The 25036-nt window shown below is 71.3% G+C and carries 25 protein-coding genes and 1 pseudogene; 13 read left to right on the top strand and 13 right to left on the bottom strand.

The window, feature by feature from the left end:
* Positions 1–117: 117 nt before the first annotated feature.
* The 3 genes from ACZ5TL_RS12810 to ACZ5TL_RS12800 all read right to left on the bottom strand — a co-directional run bounded on the left by ACZ5TL_RS12810 (position 118) and on the right by ACZ5TL_RS12800 (position 2820).
* A complete protein-coding gene (locus ACZ5TL_RS12810) occupies positions 118–309 on the bottom strand; it encodes a CstA-like transporter-associated (seleno)protein (RefSeq protein ID WP_468589533.1) in 192 nt (63 codons plus the stop codon).
* Positions 306–2462, bottom strand: coding sequence for a carbon starvation CstA family protein (locus ACZ5TL_RS12805; protein WP_468589554.1), 2157 nt, complete (start codon positions 2460–2462; stop codon positions 306–308). The genes ACZ5TL_RS12810 and ACZ5TL_RS12805 overlap by 4 nt, the downstream gene beginning before the upstream one ends.
* Before the next feature lie 133 nt (positions 2463–2595).
* On the bottom strand, positions 2596–2820 hold the full coding sequence (locus ACZ5TL_RS12800) for a DUF3311 domain-containing protein (RefSeq protein WP_468589532.1): 225 nt from the start codon (positions 2818–2820) through the stop codon (positions 2596–2598).
* Positions 2821–2998: 178 nt separating this feature from the next.
* Here ACZ5TL_RS12800 and ACZ5TL_RS12795 point away from each other — a divergent pair, with 178 nt between their 5' ends.
* The 5 genes from ACZ5TL_RS12795 to ACZ5TL_RS12775 are packed head-to-tail and all read left to right on the top strand — an operon-like array spanning position 2999 to position 8047.
* Complete coding sequence (locus tag ACZ5TL_RS12795) at positions 2999–4546, top strand: sodium:solute symporter family protein (protein WP_468589531.1); 1548 nt, start codon at positions 2999–3001, stop codon at positions 4544–4546.
* 29 nt (positions 4547–4575) lie between these two features.
* Entirely contained in the window at positions 4576–5127 is a 552-nt protein-coding gene (locus ACZ5TL_RS12790) for a SigE family RNA polymerase sigma factor (RefSeq protein ID WP_468589530.1), read from the top strand.
* On the top strand, positions 5124–5456 hold the full coding sequence (locus tag ACZ5TL_RS12785) for a hypothetical protein (RefSeq protein WP_468589529.1): 333 nt from the start codon (positions 5124–5126) through the stop codon (positions 5454–5456). The genes ACZ5TL_RS12790 and ACZ5TL_RS12785 overlap by 4 nt, the downstream gene beginning before the upstream one ends.
* Before the next feature lie 33 nt (positions 5457–5489).
* The gene (locus ACZ5TL_RS12780; protein ID WP_468589528.1) at positions 5490–7286 is read left to right on the top strand and encodes a glycoside hydrolase family 15 protein; all 1797 of its coding nucleotides are present in this window, start codon (positions 5490–5492) and stop codon (positions 7284–7286) included.
* A gap of 5 nt (positions 7287–7291) precedes the next feature.
* A complete protein-coding gene (locus ACZ5TL_RS12775) occupies positions 7292–8047 on the top strand; it encodes an SDR family oxidoreductase (RefSeq protein WP_468589527.1) in 756 nt (251 codons plus the stop codon).
* Between the two features lie 25 nt (positions 8048–8072).
* Here ACZ5TL_RS12775 and amaP read toward each other — a convergent pair whose 3' ends face one another.
* The 5 genes from amaP to ACZ5TL_RS12750 are packed head-to-tail and all read right to left on the bottom strand — an operon-like array spanning position 8073 to position 10405.
* Positions 8073–8660 carry an alkaline shock response membrane anchor protein AmaP gene (gene amaP / locus ACZ5TL_RS12770; RefSeq protein ID WP_468589526.1) on the bottom strand — a complete coding sequence of 196 codons (588 nt, stop codon included), beginning with the start codon at positions 8658–8660 and terminating at the stop codon, positions 8073–8075.
* Positions 8657–9325, bottom strand: coding sequence for a DUF6286 domain-containing protein (locus tag ACZ5TL_RS12765; protein WP_468589525.1), 669 nt, complete (start codon positions 9323–9325; stop codon positions 8657–8659). Before ACZ5TL_RS12765 ends, amaP begins: the two co-directional genes overlap by 4 nt.
* A complete protein-coding gene (locus ACZ5TL_RS12760) occupies positions 9322–9696 on the bottom strand; it encodes an Asp23/Gls24 family envelope stress response protein (protein WP_468589523.1) in 375 nt (124 codons plus the stop codon). Before ACZ5TL_RS12760 ends, ACZ5TL_RS12765 begins: the two co-directional genes overlap by 4 nt.
* Positions 9697–9701: 5 nt before the next feature.
* Positions 9702–9884: a hypothetical protein gene (locus ACZ5TL_RS12755; protein WP_468589522.1), complete on the bottom strand. Its 183-nt coding sequence runs from the start codon at positions 9882–9884 to the stop codon at positions 9702–9704.
* A gap of 47 nt (positions 9885–9931) precedes the next feature.
* Positions 9932–10405 carry an Asp23/Gls24 family envelope stress response protein gene (locus ACZ5TL_RS12750; RefSeq protein ID WP_468589520.1) on the bottom strand — a complete coding sequence of 158 codons (474 nt, stop codon included), beginning with the start codon at positions 10403–10405 and terminating at the stop codon, positions 9932–9934.
* A gap of 87 nt (positions 10406–10492) precedes the next feature.
* On the opposite strand from ACZ5TL_RS12750, the gene ACZ5TL_RS12745 reads away from it, so the two are divergent.
* Positions 10493–11206, top strand: coding sequence for a nucleopolyhedrovirus P10 family protein (locus tag ACZ5TL_RS12745; RefSeq protein ID WP_468589519.1), 714 nt, complete (start codon positions 10493–10495; stop codon positions 11204–11206).
* A 27-nt stretch (positions 11207–11233) separates the two neighbouring features.
* On the opposite strand, the gene ACZ5TL_RS12740 is transcribed toward ACZ5TL_RS12745, so the two are convergent.
* From ACZ5TL_RS12740 to ACZ5TL_RS12725, 4 genes and pseudogenes are all read right to left on the bottom strand, one after another.
* Positions 11234–12037: an enoyl-CoA hydratase/isomerase family protein gene (locus tag ACZ5TL_RS12740; protein WP_468589518.1), complete on the bottom strand. Its 804-nt coding sequence runs from the start codon at positions 12035–12037 to the stop codon at positions 11234–11236.
* Positions 12038–12187: 150 nt separating this feature from the next.
* The gene (locus tag ACZ5TL_RS12735; protein WP_468589517.1) at positions 12188–12406 is read right to left on the bottom strand and encodes a helix-turn-helix domain-containing protein; all 219 of its coding nucleotides are present in this window, start codon (positions 12404–12406) and stop codon (positions 12188–12190) included.
* Positions 12407–12741: 335 nt separating this feature from the next.
* Positions 12742–14340: an ABC-F family ATP-binding cassette domain-containing protein gene (locus ACZ5TL_RS12730; RefSeq protein WP_468589515.1), complete on the bottom strand. Its 1599-nt coding sequence runs from the start codon at positions 14338–14340 to the stop codon at positions 12742–12744.
* Between the two features lie 154 nt (positions 14341–14494).
* A pseudogene (locus ACZ5TL_RS12725) lies at positions 14495–14904 on the bottom strand (ISAzo13-like element transposase-related protein).
* A 184-nt stretch (positions 14905–15088) separates the two neighbouring features.
* On the opposite strand from ACZ5TL_RS12725, the gene ACZ5TL_RS12720 reads away from it, so the two are divergent.
* On the top strand, positions 15089–15307 hold the full coding sequence (locus tag ACZ5TL_RS12720; protein ID WP_468589514.1) for an SNF2-related protein: 219 nt from the start codon (positions 15089–15091) through the stop codon (positions 15305–15307).
* A 217-nt stretch (positions 15308–15524) separates the two neighbouring features.
* Complete coding sequence (locus ACZ5TL_RS12715; protein WP_468589513.1) at positions 15525–15683, top strand: hypothetical protein; 159 nt, start codon at positions 15525–15527, stop codon at positions 15681–15683.
* Between the two features lie 83 nt (positions 15684–15766).
* Here the strand turns inward: ACZ5TL_RS12715 and ACZ5TL_RS12710 are convergent, their stop codons facing one another.
* Complete coding sequence (locus ACZ5TL_RS12710; RefSeq protein WP_468589511.1) at positions 15767–16354, bottom strand: TetR/AcrR family transcriptional regulator; 588 nt, start codon at positions 16352–16354, stop codon at positions 15767–15769.
* A 192-nt stretch (positions 16355–16546) separates the two neighbouring features.
* Here ACZ5TL_RS12710 and ACZ5TL_RS12705 point away from each other — a divergent pair, with 192 nt between their 5' ends.
* The 5 genes from ACZ5TL_RS12705 to ACZ5TL_RS12685 all read left to right on the top strand — a co-directional run bounded on the left by ACZ5TL_RS12705 (position 16547) and on the right by ACZ5TL_RS12685 (position 25033).
* Positions 16547–19813 carry a bifunctional cytochrome P450/NADPH--P450 reductase gene (locus tag ACZ5TL_RS12705; protein ID WP_468589510.1) on the top strand — a complete coding sequence of 1089 codons (3267 nt, stop codon included), beginning with the start codon at positions 16547–16549 and terminating at the stop codon, positions 19811–19813.
* Between the two features lie 197 nt (positions 19814–20010).
* Positions 20011–21207, top strand: a complete 1197-nt coding sequence (locus ACZ5TL_RS12700; RefSeq protein ID WP_468589509.1) for an MFS transporter — start codon at positions 20011–20013, stop codon at positions 21205–21207.
* A 177-nt stretch (positions 21208–21384) separates the two neighbouring features.
* Positions 21385–22731, top strand: a complete 1347-nt coding sequence (locus tag ACZ5TL_RS12695; RefSeq protein WP_468589507.1) for a flavin-containing monooxygenase — start codon at positions 21385–21387, stop codon at positions 22729–22731.
* The gene (locus ACZ5TL_RS12690) at positions 22728–23606 is read left to right on the top strand and encodes an SDR family NAD(P)-dependent oxidoreductase (RefSeq protein ID WP_468589506.1); all 879 of its coding nucleotides are present in this window, start codon (positions 22728–22730) and stop codon (positions 23604–23606) included. The genes ACZ5TL_RS12695 and ACZ5TL_RS12690 overlap by 4 nt, the downstream gene beginning before the upstream one ends.
* The gene (locus tag ACZ5TL_RS12685) at positions 23603–25033 is read left to right on the top strand and encodes an aldehyde dehydrogenase family protein (protein ID WP_468589505.1); all 1431 of its coding nucleotides are present in this window, start codon (positions 23603–23605) and stop codon (positions 25031–25033) included. Before ACZ5TL_RS12690 ends, ACZ5TL_RS12685 begins: the two co-directional genes overlap by 4 nt.
* Positions 25034–25036: the final 3 nt, after the last annotated feature.

The raw sequence follows: 25036 nt of genomic DNA, 5'->3' as shown, positions 1-25036 counted from the left end.
ACGCCCTCCCTCCCCCCCCCTCCTCCTCCCCCCCCCCCCCCCCCCCCCCCCCCCCCCCCCCCCCCCCCCCCCCCCCCGCGGCCGGGGAACCGCGCGGCGGGACGCCGCCGCGCGGGGTCAGCAGCAGCGGCCGGGCGCCTCGCACTCGCGCTGCGTGGTGCGCATCCGCTGGTACTCGCGCCGGGTCGGCACCGGAGCGTGCGGGTGGTGGCGCCGGTGCCGCTCGCAGTAGCGGTCGTACTCCGTCTCGCCGGTCAGCTCGCGCGCGTACCAGAGGACGGTGTCCAGCACCTTCCGTACGGTGCTCACGGGCCTGCCCCCACCAGCGGCTCGGTGTTCCGCTGCTCGGGGACATCGATGCGGGAGGCGACGTACGGGGCCTCGGTCGTCGGCAGGGGCTCGGTGGCGCGCAGTGCGCGGAAGCACACCACCGCGCAGTTGACCAGGACGATGAGGACCAGCAGCAGGAAGATCGCCATGATCACGCCGTCGACGGTGTTGTTGAGGACGATGGTGTGCATGTCGTCCATGTTCGTGGCGCCCGGCAGCAGCTTGCCGGCGTCGATGGCGTCCGCGTAGACGTCCCGCTGGGCGAAGAAGCCGATCTTCGGGTCGTCCGAGAAGATCTTCTGCCAGCCGGCGGTGAAGGTGACGGCCACGTCCCAGGCGAGCGGGATGCCGGTCACCCACGCCCAGCGCAGTTTGCCCGTCTTGATGAGCATGGTCGTGGTGACGGCCAGGGCGACCGCGGCCAGCAGCTGGTTGGCGATGCCGAACAGCGGGAAGAGCTGCTTGATGCCACCGAGCGGGTCGGTGACACCGGCGTACAGGAAGTAGCCCCAGGCACCGACGACCAGGGCGCTGGTGATCCAGATGCCCGGCTTCCAGGTGACCCGGCCGATCGGCTTCCAGACGTTGCCCAGCATGTCCTGGAGCATGAAGCGGCCCACGCGGGTACCCGCGTCCACCGTGGTCAGGATGAACAGGGCCTCGAACATGATGGCGAAGTGGTACCAGAACGCCTTCATCCCGGCACCGCCGAACACCCCGGCGAAGATCTCCGACATGCCGACGGCCAGGGTGGGCGCGCCGCCGGAGCGGCCGACGAGGGTGTGCTCCTCGACGGCCTTGGCCGCCGCGGTGAGCTGGTCCGGCGTGATGCTGAAGCCGAGGTTCTTCACCGCGTCCGACGCGGTCTCCACCGTCGGGCCGAGCAGCGCGGCCGGGGAGTTCATCGCGTAGAACAGGCCCGGTTCCAGGACACAGGCGGCGATCAGCGCCATGACGGCGACGAAGGACTCCGTGAGCATGGAGCCGTACCCGATCATTCGGACCTGGGACTCCTTCTGGATCAGCTTCGGCGTGGTGCCGGAGGAGACCAGGGCGTGGAAGCCGGACAGGGCACCGCAGGCGATGGTGATGAAGAGGAACGGGAAGAGCCCCCCGGCGAACACCGGTCCCGCGCCGGTCGAGGCGAACTCCGTCACCGGCTCGGCCTTGAGCGTCGGGGCGGCGATCACCACGCCGACGGCCATCAGGGCGATGGTGCCGACCTTCATGAAGGTGGACAGGTAGTCACGGGGAGCCAGCAGCATCCACACCGGGAGCACGGAGGCGACGAAGCCGTAGCCGATCAGACAGAAGACCAGGGTCTCGGGGCTCCAGACGAAGTACTCCGCCATCGACGAGTCCTGGATCCAGCCGCCGCCGAGGATGGCGAGCAGCAGCAGTCCCACGCCGATGACACTGGTCTCCACGACCTGGCCCGGCCGCAGGTAGCGCAGGTAGAAGCCCATGAAGAGGGCTATGGGGATGGTCATGGTGACCGAGAAGGTGCCCCAGGCCGACTCGGCCAGCGCGTTGACGACGACCATGGCCAGCACCGCGAGCAGGATGATCATGATGGCGAAGACGCCGATCAGTGCCGCCGCACCGCCCACCCTGCCGATCTCGTCCCTGGCCATCTGACCGAGGCTCTTGCCGTCCCGCCGCATGGAGAGGAAGAGGACGATCATGTCCTGGACCGCGCCGGCGAAGATCACGCCCACGATGATCCAGATCGTGCCCGGCAGATAGCCCATCTGCGCGGCCAGCACCGGCCCCACCAGCGGACCGGCGCCGGCGATGGCCGCGAAGTGGTGACCGAAGAGCACCCGGCGGTCGGTCGGGTGGTAGTCGACACCGTCCTCCAGCCGCTCGGCCGGGGTGGCGCGGGTGTCGTCGACCTCCAGGACCCTCCGGGCGATGAACCGCGAGTAGAAGCGGTAGGCGATGGCGTACGAGCCGAGGGCCGCCATCACCAGCCACACGGCCGAGATCTCCTCGCCGCGGGAGAGCGCGAGGACGCCCCAGCCGACCGCGCCGACGAGGGCGACGGCGGTCCATATGAGGATCGACCGGGGGGTCATGCGGGACCGCCGGCGCGGTGGCCCTTCCGGCGCCGGCAGAGCGGATCCGGGCATGGGTGACGTGGACATGGCGACTCCTCACCTGGAGCGGTGCGTTGGGTGGTACTGCGAGATTCCGAGAGCGTTGCGGAGCGGTACGGGATGGCGGCGAAGCGCTACGAAGTGGTACGGCGGTGGCGGCGCGCGATCAGGGACCGTGACGGTCGTCGTGCCGTGTCAGCACGTAGGCCCCGAGCAGGCAAAGGCCGCACCCCGGTACCCACGCGAGCTGGTACCAGTAGAAGAACGGCGCTTCCGCCAGCCCTGGGCTCGCACCGGCGTACCAGGGGACCCACAGCAGTCCCGCGGCGGGAGCGAGCAGCAGGAGGGCGACGGCTACGCGTCGTAGCCGTGGATGGCCGGTCCGTGCCATGACCTGTGCTCCTCTCCCGTTCGCTGTCGGTCTGTGCAAGAGTTGCGCTTCCGCCGAGAACGGTTGACAGCGGATTTCAAGAAGATTTCCCGCCGGTTTTCCTTCTTCTTCTGTCCTCCGGACGGCCCGTCCGCGCAACTCTCCCGCGAGGGCACAGGCACACCAAGGACGGTGACCCATGGCTGACGGCGCCATGACCGCGACGTTCCTCGCCGTGATCGGCGGGGCGTCACTGCTCGCCGTCACCGCGCGGCGCCTGCGCCCGGTCGACCGGCTGCCCTCCCTGGAGGGCTGGGCCCTGGCCGACCGCTCCCTGGGCCCGGGCTGGACCTGGCTGCTGCTGGGCGGCACGATCTTCACCGCGTACACCTTCACCGCCGTACCCGGACTGGCCTACGGCATCGGCGCGCCCGCCTTCTTCGCCGTGCCGTACACGGTGATCGTCTGCCCGCTCGCCTTCGTGCTGCTGAGCCGGCTGTGGAGCGTGGCCCGGCGGCACGGCTACATCACCGCCGCCGACTTCGTGCGCGGCCGGTACGGGTCGCCGCCGCTGGCCCTGGTGGTGGCGCTGACCGGGATCCTCGCCACGATGCCGTACCTGGCGCTGCAGCTGCTGGGCATCAGGGCGGTCCTGACGGCCGGGGGCATGTACCCGCGGGGTGCTGCCGGGGACCTGGTGCTGGTCGCGCTGTTCGCGGGGCTCGCGGTGGCGACGTACCGGCACGGGCTGCGGGCCCCGGCGGTCATCTCGGCACTGAAGGCGATGGCGGTGTTCGTCTCCCTCACCGCGGTGACCTGGCTGGTCCTCGCACGGCTGGGCGGCCCGGGCCCTGTCTTCGAGGGCGCGGCTCAGCGGCTGGGCGGCCCGGCGCTGCTCCTGACCCCCGCGCAGCAGCCGGCCTACGCCACGCTCGCACTCGGCTCCGCCCTCGCCCTGCTGATGTACCCGCACGTGCTCACCGCCGGTTTCGCCGCCGACGGGCCCCGCACCCTGCGCAAGGTCTCGGTGGCGCTGCCCGCCTGGACCGGGCTGCTCGCGCTGTTCGGGTTCCTCGGCATCGCCGCCCTCGCGGCGGGGGTGCGGGCGCCGCGCGGCGGTGCCGAGGCGGCGGTGCCGATGCTGGTCGACCGGCTGATGCCGGCGCCGCTGGCCGGGCTGGTGTTCGCCGCGATCGCCGTGGGTGCGCTCGTCCCGGCGGCGGTGATGTCGATCGCCGCGGCCACGGGTTTCGTCCGCAACGTGTACGTCGAGTACGTCCATCCGACGGCCACGCCCAAGCGGCAGGTGCGCATCGCCAAGGCGGTGTCGCTCACCGCGAAGGTGGGGGCCGTGGCGTTCGTGTTCGGGCTGCGCGACCAGGACGCCGTCAACCTCCAGCTGCTCGGCGGCGTGTGGATCCTGCAGATCTTCCCGGCCGTCACCGTCGGGCTGTTCACCGGGCGGCTGCACCCGCGGGCGCTGCTCGCCGGGTGGGCCGTGGGCATGGCGTCGGGGACGTACATGGTGGTGCGCGAGGGGTTCTCCTCGATCGTGCCGCTCGGCACTGGCGCCGGGCCTCTGGAGATCTACGCCGGGCTCGCCGCCCTGCTGCTCAACCTGACCGTCGCGGTGACCGGCACCGCGGTGCTGACCCGCCTCGGCGTCCCGCGCGGCGCCGACGCTACCGACCTGCCGTCCCGCCTGACCGTCCGGCGCCGCCCGGAGACGGGAGCGAACAACCCGTGAGACGCAGACAGAACCCCACGCTGCCACCGGTGCCGGCACCGGTACCGCCCCCGGCCGAGCCCCTCGCTCCCCCGGCCGGCGACCCCGCCGACCCGGAGCGCGAGGCCGGTGTCGCCCACCTCTTCGAGCTGCACTACTCCTCGATGCTGCGCCTCGCCGTCCTGCTCGGCGCCGACGATCCGGAGAACGTGGTGGCCGAGGCGTACTACCAGATCTACCGCAAGTGGCGGCGGCTGCGGGACGCGGCCGCGGCGGAGGCCTATCTGCGCTCCACTGTCTGCAATCTGACGCGGATGCGGATACGGCACCTCCAGGTCGCCCGCAGGCACGAGGAGAACCCGCCGGACGACACGGTCGCCTCCGCCGAGCACGCCGCGCTGCTGCGGGACGACCAGCGCGTGCTGATCGACGCGCTCCAGCAGTTGCCGCCCCGGCAGCGCGAGGCCCTGGTACTGCGCCACTGGCTCGGTCTCAAGGAGAGTGAGATAGCCGCCGCGATGGGCATATCCGGAGGTTCCGTCAAGACGCACACGGCGCGCGGCATCGCCGCCCTGACCCAGGCGATGGAGGCCCGGCGATGACGCATCGAGACGCGACTGGGGCGCGTGGCACCGGTCCGGACCGGTCCGGTCACGGCCACACCGAGGCGGAGCTCCGCGAGGCGCTCCGGGTACTGGCGGGCGGGGTGCTTCCCGACCCCGACGCGTACCGCACGGCACGCGGCGAGTGGTTGCGGCGCGAGCGCCGGCGGCGGCTCGTGCTCGCCGTGCTCGTCACCGTCGTCTTCACGCTGGCCACCCTGATCGGCCTGTGGGTGCTCAACCAGGCCCCGTCCGACCCGGGTGTGATCTTCTCGGGCACCGGCGCCCCGGCCGCCGAGAACATGTCACTCCCCCGGCCCCCACCCTGATTGCCGCACCGACTTGCCGGGAACCCGCACTCCGTGCATCCCAGTATCGAGGACTACGCGCTCATCGGAGACGAACAGACCGCGGCCCTGGTCGGCACGGACGGATCCGTCGACTGGTTGTGCCTGCCCCGCTTCGACTCCGCCGCCTGCTTCGCCAAGCTGCTCGGTGACGAGGACAACGGCTACTGGCGCATCGCCCCTGTGGGGGCGGACCGGTGTACCCGGCGCGCCTACCGCCGCGACACCCTCGTCCTGGACACCGAGTGGGAGACCGAGCAGGGGGCGGTCCGGGTCACGGACCTGATGCCCCAACGCGACCGCGCCCCCGACCTCGTCCGGGTCGTCGAGGGCCTCGACGGCGAGGTGACGCTCCACAGCGTCCTCAAACTGCGCTTCGACTACGGCTCGATCGTCCCCTGGGTGCGCCGGACCGACGGCCACCGGGTCGCCGTCGCCGGCCCGGACTCGACCTGGCTGCGCAGCGAGCCGGAGGTGACCAGCTGGGGCCAGGACTTCGGCACGCACGCGGAGTTCACCGTCAAGAAGGGCGAAAAGGTAGCTTTCGTCCTGACCTGGCACCCCTCCCACGAACCCCGCCCGGCGCTCGTCGACCCGTATGAAGCGCTGCGCCACAGCGTCGAGGACTGGCAGGCCTGGGCGTCGCGCTGCCGCTACACGGGGCCGTACCGGGACGCCGTCGTCCGCTCCCTGATCACTCTCAAGGCGCTCACCTACGCCCCGACCGGCGGCATCGTCGCCGCCCCCACGACCTCACTGCCCGAGGAGCTGGGCGGGGTGCGCAACTGGGACTACCGCTACTGCTGGCTGCGCGACTCCACCCTCACCCTGGGCGCGCTGCTCGCGGCGGGCTACCAGGAGGAGGCCGAGGCCTGGCGGAACTGGCTGCTGCGCGCCGTCGCGGGCGACCCGGCGGACCTGCAGATCATGTACGGCCTTGCGGGCGAACGGCGCCTGCCGGAGTTCGAACTGCCGTGGCTGTCCGGCTTCGCCGGGGCCACTCCCGTACGCATCGGGAACGACGCCGTGAAGCAGCTCCAGCTGGACGTCTACGGCGAGGTCATGGACTCCCTGTCGCTGGCCCGCGAGTCGGGCCTGTCTCCCCAGCCGGACGTGTGGGCGCTGCAGACGGCCCTGCTGGACTTCCTGCGCACGCACTGGCGGCAGCCGGACGAGGGACTGTGGGAGGTGCGCGGCGGCCGGCGCCAGTTCGTGCACTCGAAGGTGATGGTGTGGGTGGCCGCCGACCGTGCCGTCCGCGCCCTGGAGCTCCATCCGGAGCTGCAGGGCGACCCGGACGGCTGGCGGGCGCTGCGCGACGAGGTGCACCGGGAGGTGTGCGAGAAGGGCTACGACGCCGAACGCAACACCTTCACGCAGTCCTACGGCTCACGTGAACTGGACGCCGCGCTGCTGCTCATCCCGCGCGTCGGTTTCCTGCCCCCGGACGACCCCCGGGTGATCGGCACGATCGACGCGGTCCGCGAGGAGCTGGAGCAGGGCGGCTTCCTGCGCCGTTACGGCGGCGTCGCCTCCTCGGACGTCACGCACGTCGACGGGCTGCCCGGCGGCGAGGGCACCTTCCTGGTGTGCTCGTTCTGGCTCGCGGACGCCCTGCACATGACGGGCCGGACGAAGGAGGCCCGGGACCTGTTCGAGCGGCTGGTGGGGCTCGCCAACGACGTCGGTCTGCTGTCCGAGGAGTTCGACCCGGTGACCGGCCGGCAGTTGGGCAACTTCCCGCAGGCGTTCAGCCACATCGGCCTGGTGAACACCGCGCTCGCCCTGTTCGGGGAGGACGGGGCAGGATAGGAACCATGGATCTTGGACTGAAGGACCGGGTGTACGTCGTCACCGGGGCCACGCGCGGCCTCGGCCTCGCGGCCGCGCGTGAACTCGTCGCGGACGGGGCGAAGGTGGTCGTCTCGGGGCGGGACGGGAAGAGTGCCGCCGAGACGGCGGCCGCGCTGGGGCCGAACGCGGTGGGCGTGGCCGTCGACAACGCCGATCCCGAGGCGCCGGCCCGGCTGATCGGGGCCGCGCGCGAGCACTTCGGGCGGTTCAACGGCGTCCTCGTCAGCGTGGGCGGGCCGCCGGCCGGGTTCGTCGCCGACAACACGGACGAGCAGTGGCAGACGTCGTTCGAGTCGGTGTTCCTCGGTGCGGTGCGGCTGGCTCGCGCCGCGGCGGCCGGGCTGGAGGCCGGGGGCGTCATCGGGTTCGTGCTGTCCGGGTCGGTGTACGAGCCGATCCCGGGGCTGACCATCTCGAACGGGCTGCGGCCGGGGCTGGCCGGCTTCGCGAAGTCCCTGTCCGACGAGCTGGGGCCGCGGGGTGTGCGGGTGGTGGGTGTGCTGCCCGGGCGGATCGACACGGACCGGGTGCGTCAGCTGGACGCGTTGTCAGCGGATCCCGAGGCGACGCGGGCGGCGTCGGAATCGCGGATCCCGTTGCGGCGGTACGGCAAGCCCGAGGAGTTCGGGCGGGTCGCCGCGTTCCTGCTGTCGCCGGCCGCTTCCTATCTCACCGGGGTGATGGTGCCCGTGGACGGCGGAGCACGGCACGGGTTCTGAGCACCGCCCCCTGCGAGGCCGGCGCTCAACTCACCCTTCCGGAACCGTGCTTGACCCCACGCATCCGAACCTCCGCGGGAAGCGACGCCAGGCCCGCCGACGTCCTGGCATGAGTCAGGGCACCGTTCGTGAAGTCGGTCAGCGCGGTCCCGGGGGCCACGTGCGGCTCCAGTGCGAGCCCTACGCGGGCCTCGGGGGCGCGGCGGCGGCCCGTCAGGTGGGTCTGGGAGCGGTCCACGCCGTCGATGTGGGAGGTCTCCTGGGCGAGGACGTTCTCCAGGGCCCGGCCGCGCAGGAGCGCTCCCTCGCCGTCGCCGGTGTCGACGAGGATCTCGGCGAGGCGGCGCCGGCGCAGGACCGAGACGAGCCACCACAGGGCGAGCAGCAGAAGGACGGCGAGCACGGCGATGACGACCGGCCACCACCAGCCGTCGTCGCGCCAGCGGGTGCGCTCGGCGCTGCTCAGCAGCACGTCGTGCCGGTCGTGGTGGATCCACCACGAGGGCGCCGGCGCATCGAGGCCGACGGCCAGGACGGAGCCGCCCAGCACCAGCAGGACGAGGCCCGCCAGTGCGAGGAACACCCGGTTGACGGTCCTGAGCATCGTCCTCATCCTTTCCGGCCGGGCCGGTGGACGCGCACCGACAGCGCGGGCGGGCGGGACAGTCCCAGTCCGCGGACCGCGTCGGCGAGCACGTCGTCCAGCTCGGTTCGTACCTCGTCCAGTTCCCGGAAGTGCGACACCGCGCGGACGGCCGCCCGGCGCCGGCGCATCCGCACCCGTGCCGACTGCACGCCGGCCACCTCCATGGCCCGGTCCCGCAGCGCGGTCGCGGCGGCTTGGCGGTCCAGTCCGGCACGCACGTCGGCGTGGGCGCGCCGCATGGGGAGCACGCCCCGCAGGCCGGGGGTGACGGCCAGGATCAGCAGCCAGAGCCCGAGGGCTGCGGCGACCCCGGCGCCGACGAGCACCCAGGTGTCGTCGAGGGGCCGTTCGGCGAGTTCCCGGGCCAGTTCCCGGCGCCAGTACATGCCGGGCCGGCCGGCGCGCACCGAGACGATGTCGTAGAGGAACAGCCCGGCGAGGCCCAGGAGCAGCAGCGCGACGATGCCGGCGGGGATGCGGCGGGCCGACCAGAAGCGGCCCGCACGGCCGGCCTCCTCCTCGGGGGCGTCCGGCGGCACGGGCCGGTCGGAACCGGTGCCGGCCTCCGGCTTCTCGAGGATCGGCAGGCGTCGCGTGCTGCCCTCGGAGGGCGTGCCCGTAGGTTCGCTCATCGCGTCCTCCCCTGTACCGCGCCGGGCGTCGCTGTCAGGTGCAGCCGCTCCACCTGGACGACGACCTCCGGCACCCGCATTCCCGCCAGGGCGCCCACCCGCTCCGCGACGTGGCGGCGCACCCGGCGGCACCGGTCGCCGATGTCGCAGGGAAAGCCGAGTTCGATGTGAACCCGGACGCGGGCGACTTCATGGTGGACGACGACGGTGGCGGACGGGGGTCCGGCGTCGGGCGGCAGCGTCCCGACGGCCTCGCGGGCCGCCTGGGAGGCGATCTTCGCGACGACCCGGTCGGCGATACGGGTCGCGCCGCGCTCGCCCGACGGGACGACGGTCAAGGGTCTGTCGAGCTCACCGGCCGTCGCGCTCATCGATGTCACCGCCGCCGTTCACGAGTACGGAAGAAGTCGCCGAGCTCCAAGTCCCCCTCCAGGAACCGGCCGACGACGAAACCGACGGCGCCCAGTGCCGCCACCAGCAGGAAGGCACCGAATCCGCCGAAATATCCGGCGAAGCCCAGCGCCATGCCGACGATCATGCCGACCACGGCCATGCTCATGCGCTCCTCAGCTCCTCAGCCGCTGTGTTGTCCGTCGTCCCTGTGCCTCACTGGATCCGGCGCTCCGGTTCCTCTTCCTCTTCGTCGGGCAGCTTCACGTCGCTCACCGCGATGTTGACCTCGACGACCTCCAGGCCGGTCATCCGCTCGACAGCGGTGATGACGTTCTCCCGTACGTCCCGGGCCACATCGGCGATCGACACGCCGTACTCGACCACGATCTCCAGGTCGAGGGCCGCCTGCACTTCGCCGACCTCGACCTTCACGCCGCGCGACACCGCCTTGGTGCCGCCGGGCACACGGTCGCGCACTGCTCCGAACGTGCGGGACAGGCCGCTGCCCATGGCGTGCACGCCGTCCACGTCGCGGGCGGCGAGGCCGGCGATCTTCTCCACGACACCATCCGCGATGGTCGTCCGTCCTCGGGAGCCCGCGTCTCCCCCGCCGTGCTTGGCCAACGGGCTCCTGCGTGCCACCGAAGTCTCGGTCTCCCCGCCCCGGTTCTCGGTCATGTCAGTCATCGCCGCACGTCCCTTTCGGTCGTCGTCCTGCGACCACCGTAAGCGCGGTTGCGTGGTAGCGCGCCCTCGATACGGCAGGCTGGAGGAATGACGGCCGACCGGTGGACGCAGGCAGTGAGAGATCAACTGGGCCTCGGCAGGCTCCTGCCCCTGGGTGACGCGCGGGACGGCGCGTGGCTCGCGGAGCGGGCGGCCGAGGCGGTGTTGTCGCGCGCGGCGCGGGACGCGCCGGGGGTGCGCCTCGGCGCGCTGCGGGTCGCGCTCGCCGACCCGCAGGACACGCGGGAGCCTGCCGTACCGGCTCCGCCGAGCGCGCTGCCGCCCGGACCGCTGCGGGTGACGGCGGAGTTCGCGGCCACGGCGTCGCAGCCCCTGCCGACCACGGCGTCCCTGCTGCGGGCGACGCTGGCGACGGCGGCCACGCAGCGGCTCGGCCTGACGGTGTCGGAGGTGGACCTGCGGGTGACGGGGCTGCTGGACGAGGAGGCGGAGTCGGGGCCCGGCACCACGATCCTGGAACCGCCGCGGGCCGCGCGGGCCGTGGGCGACGACGAGGGCCGCGTGGCCGCCGCCGCGCTGGAGGTCCCGGGCGTACTCCACCTGAGCGGCACGCTGGGCCACCCGGTGCACATCGAGCAAATCCCGGGTGAGGCCGCGCTGTCGCACCGCCATGTCCGGCTGGAAGTGGCGGTGGCCGCGGAGCACCGAACCCGTGATGTGGCCCGCACGGTCCGCACGGTGGTCCGGAGGGCCCTGCCGGACCACCCGACGGTGGCGGTCGTGGTGAGCGCGATCGGCTGATCGCGCTCCCGGTGAGTCCGGCGGTCCTCAGTCGCCGACGCCCGCGAGGTCCCGCAGCCGGCGGGCCTGCGCCTGGCGTTCCGCGACGCGCTGGTCCTCGTACGTCCGGTCCTGGGCGCCGCGCAGCAGGGCCTTGGTCTCGATGACCGCGTCGCGCGGGGCGGCGAGGACGGCCGCGGCGAGATCGCGGACCGTGGCGTCGAGCTGGTCGGCGGGTACGGCGACGCTGGCCAGACCCGTGTGCACGGCCTCCTCGGCCGTGACGAAGCGCCCGGTCACGCAGATCTCCAGCGCGCGGGCGTATCCGACGAGGCCGACCAGCGGGTGCGTGCCCGTCAGGTCGGGCACGAGTCCGAGGCTGGTCTCGCGCATGGCGAACTGCACGTCGTCGGCGACGACGCGCAGGTCGCAGGCGAGGGCGAGCTGGAAGCCCGCCCCGATGGCATGCCCCTGGACAGCGGCGACGGAGACGATGTCGCTGCGCCGCCACCAGGTGAACGCCTCCTGGTACTCGGCGATGGTCGCGTCCAACTCGGCGTCGCCGCCCCGTGCGAGGTCGACGAACGACGGCTCGCCGTCGAAGCCCTCGGGCGTGAACGCCTGCCGGTCGAGCCCGGCCGAGAAGGACTTGCCCTCGGCCCGCAGCACCACGACGCGGACGGAGCCCGGCAGCAGCCGACCGGCCTCGGACAGCGCCCGCCACAGAGCGGGGCTCTGCGCGTTGCGCTTGGCCGGGTTGGTCAGCGTCACCGTGGCGATCGCGTCGTCGACGGTGAGCCGTACGCCGTCCTTGTCGAGTACGGGAACGAGGTCCTTGTCGGGCGAAGCCATGGGACGCCTCCGATGTGTGCGGTCGTCTTCGGTGCCGTACGACGGCTTTGCCGCCGTCGCACGCCACGCCTAAGTGACTGCACAGTAACCACCCGGCCGATCAGTCGGCCGACCGGGTGGCCACCATCGGAGCCGAGGGGCCGCCCGGGGTCAGGCCGGGGCCTTTTTACCCCGGGTCGCCCCGCCACGCCCTCGGAGCGTGACGCCCGACTCACTGAGCATGCGGTGCACAAAGCCATACGAGCGGCCGGTCTCCTCGGCCAACGCCCGGATGCTCGCACCGGCGTCGTACTTCTTCTTCAGGTCTGCCGCGAGCTTGTCGCGCGCGGCGCCGGTCACCCGGCTGCCCTTCTTCAGAGTCTCGGCCACCCGTGCCTCCTCATGGGAAGTGCGCTCTGGTCTCCTCATGATCACCCCTCTGGGCCTTGATGGCCACCCATTCGGCAAGGTCCGTGAGACAAGGTTGTGACGACGGGAGCGCATCCCCACATGCGGAATGCGTGATTCCGCAGAGCGGCGTCCGTACGACCGAACGGATTACCTCGGGAAACACCAGGTCAGAAAGGCGTCGCGGCCGAGCCCGGAAGAATCGGGGGCTCGGCCGCGAAATCGATGTAGGACACACCTCGGTACGAGGAGATCTCACACAGATGATGGATCACCGCTGGGCCGAATGATCCATACGCCGTTGATCACGCGTTCGATCAAGCGAGGGCGACGAGATCCGCGTAGTCGGCGCCCCACAGGTCCTCGACGCCGTCCGGCAGCAGGATGATCCGCTCCGGCTGGAGCGCCTCGACCGCGCCCTCGTCGTGCGTGACGAGGACGACGGCGCCCTTGTAGGTGCGCAGCGCGCCGAGGATCTCCTCGCGGCTGGCGGGGTCGAGGTTGTTGGTCGGCTCGTCGAGGAGCAGCACGTTCGCCGAGGACACCACGAGGGTGGCGAGGGCGAGGCGGGTCTTCTCGCCGCCGGAGAGGACCCCGGCGGGCTTGTCGACGTCGTCGCCGGAGAACAGGAACGAGCCGAGCGTCTTGCGGACCTCCACCAGGTCCAGGTCGGGGGCGGCGGAGCGCATGTTCTCCAGGACCGTGCGCTCCGGGTCGAGGGTCTCGTGCTCCTGCGCGTAGTAGCCGAGCTTGAGGCCGTGGCCCTTGATGACCTCGCCGGTGTCGGGTTCCTCGGCTCCGCCGAGAAGGCGGAGCAGGGTCGTCTTGCCCGCGCCGTTGAGGCCGAGGATGACGACGCGCGAGCCCTTGTCGATGGCCAGGTCGACGTCGGTGAAGATCTCCAGCGATCCGTAGGACTTCGACAGGCCCTCGGCCATGAGCGGGGTCTTGCCGCACGGGGAGGGCTCGGGGAAGCGCAGCTTGGCGACCTTGTCGGACTTCCGCTCGGCCTCCAGGCCGGCCAGCAGCTTGTCCGCCCGGCGGGCCATGTTCTGCGCGGCGACGGTCTTGGTGGCCTTGGCCCGCATCTTGTCGGCCTGCGAATGCAGCGCGGAGGCCTTCTTCTCGGCGTTCTGCCGCTCGCGCTTGCGGCGCTTCTCGTCCGCCTCGCGCTGCTGCTGGTAGAGCTTCCAGCCCATGTTGTAGACGTCGATCTGGGCGCGGTTGGCGTCCAGGTAGAACACCTTGTTGACGACCGTCTCGACCAGGTCGACGTCGTGGGAGATCACGATGAAGCCGCCGCGGTAGGTCTTGAGGTAGTCGCGCAGCCAGATGATCGAGTCGGCGTCGAGGTGGTTGGTCGGCTCGTCGAGCAGCAGCGTGTCCGCGTCGGAGAACAGGATGCGGGCCAGCTCGATCCGGCGGCGCTGACCGCCGGAGAGGGTGTGCAGGGGCTGGCCGAGCACGCGGTCGGGCAGGTTGAGCGCGGCGGCGATGGTGGCGGCCTCGGCCTCGGCGGCGTACCCGCCCTTGGTGAGGAACTCGGTCTCCTGGCGCTCGTACTGCTTGAGCGCCTTGTCGCGGGTGGTGCCCTTGCCGTTGGCGATGCGCTGTTCGTTGTCGCGCATCTTGCGGATCAGTACGTCCAGGCCGCGGGCGGAGAGGATGCGGTCGCGGGCGAGGATGTCGAGGTCGCCGGTGCGGGGGTCCTGCGGGAGGTAGCCGACCTCGCCGGAACGGGTGATGGTGCCGCCGGCGGGCACGCCCTCGCCCGCGAGGCACTTGGTGAGGGTGGTCTTCCCCGCGCCGTTGCGGCCGACCAGGCCGATGCGGTCGCCCTTGGCGACGCGGAAGGTGGCGCTTTCGATGAGGACGCGGGCACCGGCGCGCAGCTCGATACCGGAGGCGGAGATCACGGACAGACTCCAGGGCGGATACGGGGGCGGGATGGACGGCTGAGGACGTTCCCGCCGTCTAATGCGCGAGGAGAATGGCCATGGGGAACAGTCTAACGGGGCGGTTTCCATGCCTTGGCCCGGGAACAGTTGGAGCCGCCACCGTCGGCAGTGATCAGCAGGCGGCGCGCGTTCGGGTAGGCGGCCTGCCCCTCCTCCTCCACCAGCGGCGCAGGGCGGCCACTGCGAAGGCGGCGGTGTCGTGGTCGGTGCCCACCACTACGTAGCCGGTGTTGCGTCCGACGTCGTAGATGCCGTAGGGGATCGCGGTGCCGGCCGCCTGGGAGGGGAAGTCGTGATCGAGGACTTTCACGGGCCTGCCGGGGCCCATTCCCGCCCGGCCTGCGCGAACAGCCCGATCTGTTCCTTCTTCTTCGTGTCCACACTGATCACGGGGTCGCCGGCGTCGAGGAACTGGCGCACTTTGTCGTTGAGGTGGTGGAACTGGGCATCGCGGTCCCGGTGACCGCTGCCGGCCAGGACCTTGGCGTTGCTCCGCAGGCTGAAGCCCGCCTCCTTCAGCAAAGCCGCACTCCCGGCCTCAGCCGTTCACCACGGCCTCCACACACCCGCTCTCCGGCCCGCCCGGCGTCCTCGGACGCCACGCCAGCCCAGATCCCGAGGAAGCCGATCAAGCCGGTATGAAGGAACAGGCACTCATGACTAACTGGTCACGCGAAATCGCCCGGTTCGCCCCCGGCGCCCGCGTGTGCGCTACCACGGCACCGACCGGGCCCTCGACACGGAAGCCCTCGACCCGCACACCGTCGTCGTCGCCACCTACGGCACCCTGCGCCGCTCGACCGGCACACTCGCCGCCATCGAGTGGGGCCTCGTGGTCGCCGACGAAGCCCAGCACATCAAGAACCACGCCTCGGCCACAGCCACCGCGCTGCGAGAACTGCCTCAGCGGCGCGGCTCGCCGTGACCGGCACCCCAGTAGAGAACAACCTCACCGAACCGTGGTCCATCCTCGACAGGACCGACCCCGGCCTCTCCGGCTCCCGCACCGCCTTCCGGCCCCGGTAGGCCGACGTCGAGAAGGACCCGCTTCACCCGTTGCCGCGCAGCTCGCCCGGCTGATCGGCCCGAGCGACCCCGCCATCGTCCCGGAGCTGCCCGGCAAGCTCCACCACACCCGGATCGTGGCCCTCACGGACGGGCAGACCGGCCTGTACGAGGCCACCGTCCGCGACACCATGGACCGGATCGCCACAAGCGCCGGCATCGCCCGGCGCGGCCTACGCACTGCCGTGGCGGATGGGCCTGCTCACCCAGATCAACTCCACCTGCTGACCGCCTGAACCATCACCGTGCATCCACGCACCCCGCCGGGAGCTCGTCCGGCGGGGTGCCGGCATGTGGCCGGTTCAGCCACGGAGTCACCTCAGGCCATGGCCACGACGGCCGAGACCAAAGCCTGTAGGCAGACCCTTTCGGCCTCCTCGTCCGGCAGCGAGAGGTGCTGCATCGTCAGTCCGTCGAAGCCCGCGAGGAAGAACCTCGCGATCGTCTCGGCGGGCTGGGCCAGTTGGTGGCCGGTGCGTTCGGCGGCGTCGCTGATCAGTTTTGCCGTCACTGCCGAGATCCCGCTGTAGTGGCTGTGCAGTGCCTCCCTCAGACGAGGCGTGCGCAAGGCGAACATGGTCAGCTCGGTGAGGAGCTGATGTGACGCGGGCTGCTGCAGCACGGTGCCCCAAAGGGCCTCGGCGAGCGTGACGATGGTCTCCTCGAAGCTCGCGTCCGTGGGTGCGGTCTGCTCCACCTGGGCGACCAGGTTCTCGGTGAGCTGCTCCATGACGGCACGGTAGAGGTCTTCCTTCGTGCCGAACGTGTAGTGCACGGTCGCCTGTGCCACGCCCAGCTCCGCGGCGATGGCGCGGGTGCTGCCGGCGGCGACGCCTTCCCTGGTCATCAGGTCGATGGCCGCCTTGATCAGTTGTGGGCGGCGCTCCGCCGCGGATACGTGAGCCATTCCTGCATCTTATGCGACTCAGTCTGGTGAACAGGTCACTCGACAATATCGCTGCTGCGGCAGGGGTGTCTTGGGTGCGAGGTGCAGAGGCGTTTGCCCGACTCTGTCCCCGCCGGACGTCTTCAGACCTCATCAATCGACTGTGTCGACCAACACAATCGAACGACCTTGTCGAGTGACAAGGTCGCCCGTATGGTTCTGGCCAGCGACAGCCTGCGCCGAACGAAAGGCAAGCCCGTGACCCACGAGACCCCGCGCGGAACCGAGCCGATCCCCCAACGTCCCGCCCTGCCCTTGGTCGGCCACGCCTTCGACATCCCCGGTGGCGCCGACGGCCTGCTCCACGTGATGAAGGAGGCCAAGGAGCTGGGGCCGCTGTTCAAGCTCCGCATCTTCGGCACCGAGATCAACTTCGCCTCCGGCCTCGACCTCGTCACCGAGCTGGCGGACGAGAGCCGGTTCCGCAAGAACGTGCACCCCGACCTCGTCATCCTCCGGGAGATTGGCGGCGACGGACTCTTCACCGCGTTCAACGACGAGCCCAACTGGCGCAAGGCGCACGACGTCCTGATGCCCGCGTTCTCCCTCGGCGCCATGCGCGGCTACCACTCGACGATGCTCAAGGTCGCCCGTGAACTGATCGGCAAGTGGGACCGGTCCGCCGGCACGGAGGCCGTGGACGTCGCCGACGACATGACACGGCTGACCTTCGACACGATCGGTCTGTGCGGCTTCGGCTACGACTTCGAGTCCTTCAGCCGCGAGGAGCCCCACCCCTTCGTCACCGCCCTGTCCAGGGCGCTCGGCTTCGCCCAGGCCAAGGGGGAGTCCATCCCCGGCACCGAGCTGTTCAAGTGGAGGCAGGCCGAGCAGTTCCGCGCCGACGTGACCCTGATGAAGGACCTGGTCGACGACGTGATCCGAGAGCGCCGGGCCTCCGGTGACCAGAGCACCGACGACCTGCTCGGGCGGATGCTGCACACCCAAGACGCCATCACGGGCGGGCGCCTGGACGACGTCAACATCCGCTACCAGGCGATCACGTTCCTCATCGCCGGCCACGAGACCACCAGCGGTGCCCTGTCCTTCGCCCTGTACTACCTGACCAAGCACCCCGAGGTGCTCGCACGCGCTCAGGCCGAGGTCGACGCGCTGTGGGGCGACTCGGACGCGCCCGAGCCGGAATTCGGGGACATCGGCAAGCTGACGTACATCCGCCAGGTGCTCAACGAAGGCCTGCGCCTGTGGCCGACGGCCCCCGCGTACGCCGTGGAGCCGCTTGAGGACACCGTCATCGGCGGGAAGTACGCCGTGCGCAAGGGCGAGTCGATCCAGGTGCTCATCCCGCAGCTGCACCGGGACCCCGCCTGGGGCGAGAACGTCGAGCTGTTCGACCCCGACCGGTTCCTGCCCGAGCGGGAGGAGGAGCGGCCGGTTCACCTGTTCAAGCCGTTCGGCAGCGGCGAACGCGCCTGCATCGGCCGCCAGTTCGCGCTGCATGAGGCGACTTTGGTCCTCGCGCTGGTGATCCACCGCTACCGCCTGATCGACCACACCAACTACCAGCTGAAGATCAAGCAGTCGCTCACTCTCAAGCCCGACGAGTTCACCTTGAACCTGGCCCGGCGCACCAGCGGGGAGCGACGCCTGCCCACTGCCGCGGCCGTCGCCGCGAGCAGCGCTCCCGCCGACCGGAACCGGCCCGCCGTCCGGCGTGCCACCGGAACCGCGCTGACCCTCCTGCACGGCTCCAACCTGGGCACCTGCGCGGGCATCGCGCACGACTTGGCGGCGGAGGGCGACGAGCGCGGCTTCGCCCCGTCCGTCGCCTCCCTCAACGACGCCGTGGACAAACTCACCACCGATGCCGGCCCGGTGGTGATCGTGGCCGCTTCCTACAACGGCAGGCCCACCGACGACGCCACGGATTTCGTCGCATGGCTGGAGGGTCTGGAGCCCGGCGCGCTCGACGGCCTCCAGTACGCCGTACTCGGCGTCGGTGACCGCAACTGGGCCGCCACCTACCAGCGCGTCCCCACTCTCATCGACGAGCGGCTCACCGCCGCGGGCGCCACCTCACTCCTTGAGCGCGGCGCCGCGGACGCCGCCGGCGACTTCGCCGGCACCGTGGACCGCTGGACCGGCGACCTGTGGACCACCCTGCTGGAGCGGTACGGAGCCGTCGGAGAAGCACAGGAGGCCGAGCCGGCCGCCGACCAGGAGAGCGGACTGTACGAGCTGGAGGACGCGACCGAATCGGTCATCGGCGGGCTCGCGGCACGGCACGGCGTGCAGCCGATGGAGGTGCTCGACGCGTACGAACTCGTCGACATGAACCACGAATTGGGCCGCTCCAAGCGATTCCTGAGGCTGCGGCTGCCAGACGGCGTCACCTACCGCACCGGCGACCACCTGGCCGTCCTCCCCAGCAACCCGGACACCCTCGTCCAGCGGGTGGCCGACCGCTTCGGCCTCGACCTGGACCGTACGGTCCGGCTGCGCGCCCGTCGCCGTAGCCGCAACGCCCTGCCCGTCGACCGGCCGCTGACCGTGCGCCGCCTGCTGAGCGACTTCGTGGAACTGCAGGATGCCGCCACCCAGGAACAGGTCGCGGTGCTCGCCGAGCACACCGCCTGCCCGCCCGAGAAGCGGCCCCTGGCCGAACTCGCGGCGGCGGATGTGGAGACCTTCCGGGAGCAGGTGACCGCCGCCGGACGCAGCGTCCTGGACCTGCTGGAGCGCTACCGCGCCTGCGAACTGCCCTTCGAACGCTTCCTGGAGCTGCTGCCCGTCCTGCGCCCGCGCCACTACTCCATCTCCTCGTCCGCCGAAGCGGCACCCGGCGAGGTGGACCTGATGGTGTCGCTGCTCGCCGCGCCCCACCGTGGCGGCGAGGGCACGTTCCACGGCATCGCCTCACACCATCTCCAGACCGTGAAGGCGGGCGACAGCGTCCAGGCCAGGGTGCTGCCCTGCAGTGAGGCCTTCCGCCTGCCGCAGGACGAGTCGGTGCCGGTGATCCTGGTCAGCGCGGGCACCGGTCTGGCGCCCTTCCGCGGCGCGGTCCTCGACCGTCACCACACCCGGTCGACCGGAACGCTGCTGTGCTACTTCGGCTGCGACCACCCCGACGTCGACTACCTCCACCGTACGGAGTTCGAGGCGGCCGAGGCAGCCGGTGCTGTCAGCATGCGGCCCACCTTCTCCTGCGCTCCCGAGGACGGGGCGCGCTTCGTCCAGGACCGCATCGCGAAGGAGAGCCACGAGGTCTGGGCGGTACTGGAGGCCGGCGGACGCGTCTACATCTGCGGAGACGGCCGTCGCATGGCGCCGGCGGTGCGGGAGGCGTTCATGGCGATCTACCGCAAGTTCACGGGCGCGGGCGACGACGAGGCCACCGCCTGGCTTGCCGCCCTGATCGAGTCGGGCCACTACGTGGAAGACGTCTGGGCCGGCTGACTGCCCGCATCGCGGTGGCCGACACCCACCGCACCGAATCCCCGATCGACGGGCCACCGACGTCCGACACGTCCGTGGCCCGTGCCCCCGAAACGCGGCTCCTGCCCCCTGACTCGTGAGGCTCTCATGCTTGTTGCACACTCGGCGCACCGCCGAGGAACGCCGGTAGGCCCCAACTTCGCCCTGAGGAGCGGCCGGTGAGCGCGCGAAGCGGCTCCGCTCTGACCTTCGGCGTGGCGGTGGCGCTCATCGCCGGAGTCACCCTGGGCAACGGCGGGGCGAACGTGATGCCCGTGTTCGTCGACGACTTCGCGTCACGCTTCGGGTTGTCGGACTCCGGCGCCGGGCTCGTGGCCGCGACCCAGCTGATGGCGACGGCGGTGGTGACGCTGCTGCTGGCCAAGCGGGCAGCGCGGCCGGGGCGGGTACTGATGGCCCGCTTCGGGCTGGCGCTCGCGGGAGCCGGCTTCCTGGGAGCGACAGCGGCCACCGGCCCGGTGAATCTGATCCTGGCCAACCTGGTCCTCGGCGCGGGGCTCGGCGCGGTCTACGCGGCAGCCACCGCGGCGCTCGCCGCCACCGACGACGCCGACAGGGCGTCCGCCGTCACCATCTCCGGCACGGTCGGGGTGACAGCACTGCTGATCATGGGCGTCCCCGCGGCCAACCACGACCTCGGCGAGGGCACCGGCTTCCTGCTCATGGCGTTGTGCTGCCTCCTGGCGTGGCCACTGATACGCCGGCTTCCGGACGGTCCCTCGACTCCGGACGCCGGGTCCGCCGGTTCGGGAGAGGCGACATCGGCCAGGCCGTCGGTGGTTCTGCTCCTGGGGACCGCGCTGCTGTGGGCCGTCACTCAGGGCGCGTGGTCGTACGCCTCGGTCCTGGGACGCCAGCACACCGGAATGTCCCACTCAGCCGTGTCGGCCGTCCTCGCGATCTCCAGCGTCGTGGCGCTCGTCGGCGCGGTGGTGGGCCCCGTTGCGGCACGGCGCTTCGGGCGCATGCGGTCGATGGCCGTCTTCGTCACGGCGCAGGCCCTCGCGATGGCGGGCCTGGTCCTCACCCACAACCCCGTGCTCTTCACGGTCGCGGCGGTCCTCTGGCAGACCTGCCAACTGGCCGTCCTGGTGCAGATGCTGGCCGCCGCGGCGCTCATCGACCCGACCGGACGCCTGGTCGCCTCCCTCAGCGGCGCGGGCGCCCTGGGTACCGGCATCGGACCGTTGGCCGTCGGGGCCGTCCTGGACGCCGCAGGGGCGGGCGTCCTCGGCCTCGTCCTGGCGCTGGGCACCTTCGTCGCCTCGCTGCCCCTGCTCCGGATGACGGTGGCCGGCACGGAGGCCTCGGCGGATCGCGGGCTTGCGCCCTCCTCCGCCGCCGAGGCCGGGTGACCACTTCACCCCACTCGACCAAGCACCCGATCAGACACCGCCTCGGCGGTGCCGGGCAGCAGCGGTCTGTCTCTGGCCGCTGCGGTCCCCTCTGTGGCCGCGTGGGTCAGTTCCCGGCGGACGCGCGGTGCATAGGTTCCCCGCAATCCCTGATACATCGGAGAAAGGATCAAACCGGTGAGTGAGAACAAGTACGACACCTGTGTGATCGGTGCCGGACCCGCAGGACTGGCTGTCGCCAGGGCGCTGGCCGAGCGGGACCTGCCGTACACGCACATCGAGCGCCACACGGGGCCGGGCGGGCTGTGGGACATCGACAACCCGGGCAGCCCGATGTACGAGTCGGCCCACTTCATCTCCAGCAAGACCCTCTCCGGCTTCGGCGGCTATCCGATGCCGGACCACTTCGCCGACTACCCGCCGCACCGGCAGATCCTGTCCTACCTGACGTCGTTCGCCGAGGCCTACGGGCTCAAGGACCGGATCGAGTTCGGCACCGAGGTCCGCAGCATGGAGAAGAACCCGGACGGCACCTGGACGGTCACCCGGGCCGACGGGCAGGCGACCACGCACCAGCAGGTCGTCGTGTGCACGGGGGCGCAGTGGCACCCCAATGTCCCCGACCTGCCCGGCGACTTCACCGGCGAGATCCGGCACACGGTCACCTATCGCAGCAGCGCTGAACTGCGGGGCAAGCGGGTGCTCGTGGTGGGTGCGGGGAACTCCGGGCTGGACATCGCCTGCGATGCGGCGCGGTCCGCCGACCATGCGGCGATCAGCATGCGCCGTGGTTACTGGTTCATCCCCAAGCACCTGTTCGGGCGGCCGGTGGACACCATCGCCGCGGGCGGCCCCCACCTTCCGATGTGGCTGCAGCAGAAGCTGTTCGGCGGACTGCTGCGGCTCCTCAACGGCGATCCGCGCCGCCTAGGTCTGCAAAAGCCCGACCACAAGCTGTTCGAGACCCACCCGGCCATCAACTCGCTGCTGATCCACCACCTCCAGCACGGGGACATCACGGCCCGGCCCGGCATCGCGCGCACCGAGGGCCGGACAGTCCACTTCACCGACGGCACCAGCGACGACTTCGACCTGATCCTGCTGGCCACGGGATACGTCCACAAAGTCCCCGTCGCGCAGCGGTACTTCGGCGATGAGCAGCACCCCGACCTCTACCTGTGCTCCTTCTCCCGCGAACACGAGGGCCTGTTCGGCGTCGGCTTCGTGGAGACCAACTCCGGGGCCTACCAGCTCTTCGACAGCCAGGCCCAGCTGATCGCCTCCTTCATCCGGGACGCAGGGGCCGGGCTGCCGACCGCCGAGCGGTTCGCCCGCATGATCCGCAGCGACCGGCCGGACCTCTCCGGCGGACTGAGGTTCGTCGACTCGCCACGCCACACCGGCTACGTCCACAGCGAGGCCTTCGTGAAGTACCTCGGCAAGGTCGCCGAAGGGATGGGCTGGCGTACCGCGGGCCTGTCGCCACGGGCGACCTCCGCGCAACAGGAGGCGGTGGCGTCATGACGTACGACTTCCGTGACAAGGTCATCCTGGTGACCGGCGGCGCCGGAGGCATCGGCAGCGCCCTGTGCCACCGCTTCGCCGCGGGCGGTGCCCGCCTCCTCGTGGTCGACATCGACGAGGTGCGGGCCGAGCGGACCGCCGCCGAGCTACCCGGGAGCGGGCATGCCGGGCTGGGCTGCGACCTGCTGGACGGCGCCGCGGTGCAGCGGATACTCGACGGCGTCGCGGTCACCCACGGCCGTATCGACGTCCTGGTGAACAACGTGGGCATGACCAGTGCCGAACGGTTCGACGTGCGAAGCGTGGAGAGCATCGAGCGGGAGATCGACGTCAACCTGGTCGCCCCGCTGGTCACGACCCGGCTCGCCGTCCCGCTGCTGCGGGCCTCCGGCGACCCCCGGGTGGTCACGACCGTGTCCCTCGGCGGGATCTTCCCGCTGGGCGAGACCCCGATCTACACCGCCTCGAAGTTCGGGCTGCGTGGCGCGATGCTCGCCATCGGGCTGGACCTCAAGGGCAAGGGCATCAAGGCGGGTTCGGTGCTGCCGTCGGCGACCGACACGCGGATGCTCCGCCAGGAGGCCGTCGAGGGCGGGAACTCCATGCAGTTCCAGGACGCGCCGCAGCAGCCGTCCGATGTCGTCAGGGCGGTCGTGAGCCTGCTGGACAAGCCCCGCCTGGAGGCCTACGTCCGCCCCGGGGAGTCCCGGCTGGTGCGGTGCGCGATGCTGGCGCCGAATCTGTTGCCCAGGCTCTTCCCGCTGTTCCGCAAGCGGGGTGAGCGGGGCATGGCCCGCTATCTGGAGGACCTGCGCCGCAGAGGGCTGGCCCGCCAGGTCGGCGGCGACCGGTGGGAACTGGTGGAGGAAGCATGAGCGGGACGGACATCATGGGCATCGAGGAGACGCTCGACATCGTCAATCCCACGACAGGTCAGCTGATCACGACCGTACCGGCGGCGAGCGCGCAGGACGTCGTGCTGGCGGCCGAGCGGGCGCACAAGGTCTTCGAGAGTGGCGTCTGGGCCGGCCGGTCCCCGCGGGAGCGAGCCGCTGTGCTGTTGTGCCTGGCCGACCTCATGGAGCGCCACGCCGGGTTTCTGGCCCGGCTGGACTGCGAGGACGCGGGCAAGCCGATCACGGAGTGCCGTAGGGGAGACGTGCCCGCGGCGATCGAGTCGATCCGCTGGTTCGCGGAGGCGGCCGACAAGGTCTTCGGCCGCGTCGCCCCCACCGGTCGCGACAGCCTGGGCCTGGTGAGTCGGGAACCGGTCGGGGTGGCCGCCGCAATCCTGCCCTGGAACTACCCGCTGGCCATGGCCGCCTGGAAGGTCGGCCCCGCACTCGCCGCGGGCAACAGCCTGCTGCTCAAGCCCGCCGAGGCCACCCCGCGCTCCACCCTGCACCTGGCCGCTCTGGCGGCCGAGGCAGGCATGCCGGACGGCGTGCTCACCGTGCTGCCCGGCCACGGCACCGTCACCGGTACGGCGCTCGCCCGCAGCCCGCTGGTGCGCGCACTGTCGTTCACCGGATCCACCGCCACCGGACGCCGCGTCCTGGCCGCCGCGGCGGAGACCAACTTCAAGCGGGTCTCCTTGGAGATGGGCGGCAAGAGCCCCCAGATCCTCATGCCGGACGCGCTCGACTACGGCGACGAACTGATCGACAGCATGATCGAGGCCGCGTTCCTGACCATGGGGCAGAACTGCACCGCCGGCTCCCGCGTCCTGGTCCACCACAGCATCGCCGAGGAGGTGCTGGACCGGTTCACCGCCGCCGCGGGGAGCCTCACCATCGGCGATCCCGCCGACGTACGCACCCAGGTGGGGCCGCTCATCAGCCGTGCCGCCTTCGACCGGGTCGCGGCGGCGGTGGACGCGGCCCGTTCCGCCGGAGCCCACATCCGCACCGGCGGTCTGCCGCACGGTCTGCCGCCCCGCGGTGCCTACTACCCGCCCACCGTGATCAGCCGGGCCCCGGCGGGCAGCGACGTGCTCACCAAGGAGCTGTTCGGCCCTGTCGTCACCGTGCAGACCTTCACCTCGGAGGACGAGGCGGTGCGGTTGGCGAACGCCACCGAATACGGGCTCGCCGCCTCGGTGTGGACCCGCGACCTCGACGCCGCGCTCCGGCTCGCGCGGGGTGTCGAAGCCGGGGTGGTCTCCGTCAACGCGTACAGCGAGGGCGACATCACCACTCCCTTCGGCGGGTGGAAGCAGTCGGGGTTCGGCGGCGCGGAGAAGTCCACCGACGCCTTCGCGCAGTGGACCAGGGAGAAGACCGTCTGGATCCGCACGCGGTGACCG

The sequence above is a fragment of the Streptomyces sp. NPDC033136 genome (assembly GCF_055578235.1).
This window is presented reverse-complemented; position numbering and strand designations above follow the sequence as displayed.

Coding starts and splice junctions, on each gene's coding strand:
- ACZ5TL_RS12805 (WP_468589554.1), bottom strand. CDS start 2,462: ATGCCCGGATCCGCTCTGCCGGCGCCGGAAGGGCCACCGCGCCGGCGG.
- ACZ5TL_RS12800 (WP_468589532.1), bottom strand. CDS start 2,820: ATGGCACGGACCGGCCATCCACGGCTACGACGCGTAGCCGTCGCCCTC.
- ACZ5TL_RS12795 (WP_468589531.1), top strand. CDS start 2,999: ATGGCTGACGGCGCCATGACCGCGACGTTCCTCGCCGTGATCGGCGGG.
- ACZ5TL_RS12785 (WP_468589529.1), top strand. CDS start 5,124: ATGACGCATCGAGACGCGACTGGGGCGCGTGGCACCGGTCCGGACCGG.
- ACZ5TL_RS12775 (WP_468589527.1), top strand. CDS start 7,292: ATGGATCTTGGACTGAAGGACCGGGTGTACGTCGTCACCGGGGCCACG.
- amaP (WP_468589526.1), bottom strand. CDS start 8,660: ATGAGGACGATGCTCAGGACCGTCAACCGGGTGTTCCTCGCACTGGCG.
- ACZ5TL_RS12765 (WP_468589525.1), bottom strand. CDS start 9,325: ATGAGCGAACCTACGGGCACGCCCTCCGAGGGCAGCACGCGACGCCTG.
- ACZ5TL_RS12760 (WP_468589523.1), bottom strand. CDS start 9,696: ATGAGCGCGACGGCCGGTGAGCTCGACAGACCCTTGACCGTCGTCCCG.
- ACZ5TL_RS12755 (WP_468589522.1), bottom strand. CDS start 9,884: ATGAGCATGGCCGTGGTCGGCATGATCGTCGGCATGGCGCTGGGCTTC.
- ACZ5TL_RS12750 (WP_468589520.1), bottom strand. CDS start 10,405: ATGACTGACATGACCGAGAACCGGGGCGGGGAGACCGAGACTTCGGTG.
- ACZ5TL_RS12745 (WP_468589519.1), top strand. CDS start 10,493: ATGACGGCCGACCGGTGGACGCAGGCAGTGAGAGATCAACTGGGCCTC.
- ACZ5TL_RS12740 (WP_468589518.1), bottom strand. CDS start 12,037: ATGGCTTCGCCCGACAAGGACCTCGTTCCCGTACTCGACAAGGACGGC.
- ACZ5TL_RS12710 (WP_468589511.1), bottom strand. CDS start 16,354: ATGGCTCACGTATCCGCGGCGGAGCGCCGCCCACAACTGATCAAGGCG.
- ACZ5TL_RS12705 (WP_468589510.1), top strand. CDS start 16,547: ATGGTTCTGGCCAGCGACAGCCTGCGCCGAACGAAAGGCAAGCCCGTG.
- ACZ5TL_RS12690 (WP_468589506.1), top strand. CDS start 22,728: ATGACGTACGACTTCCGTGACAAGGTCATCCTGGTGACCGGCGGCGCC.
- ACZ5TL_RS12685 (WP_468589505.1), top strand. CDS start 23,603: ATGAGCGGGACGGACATCATGGGCATCGAGGAGACGCTCGACATCGTC.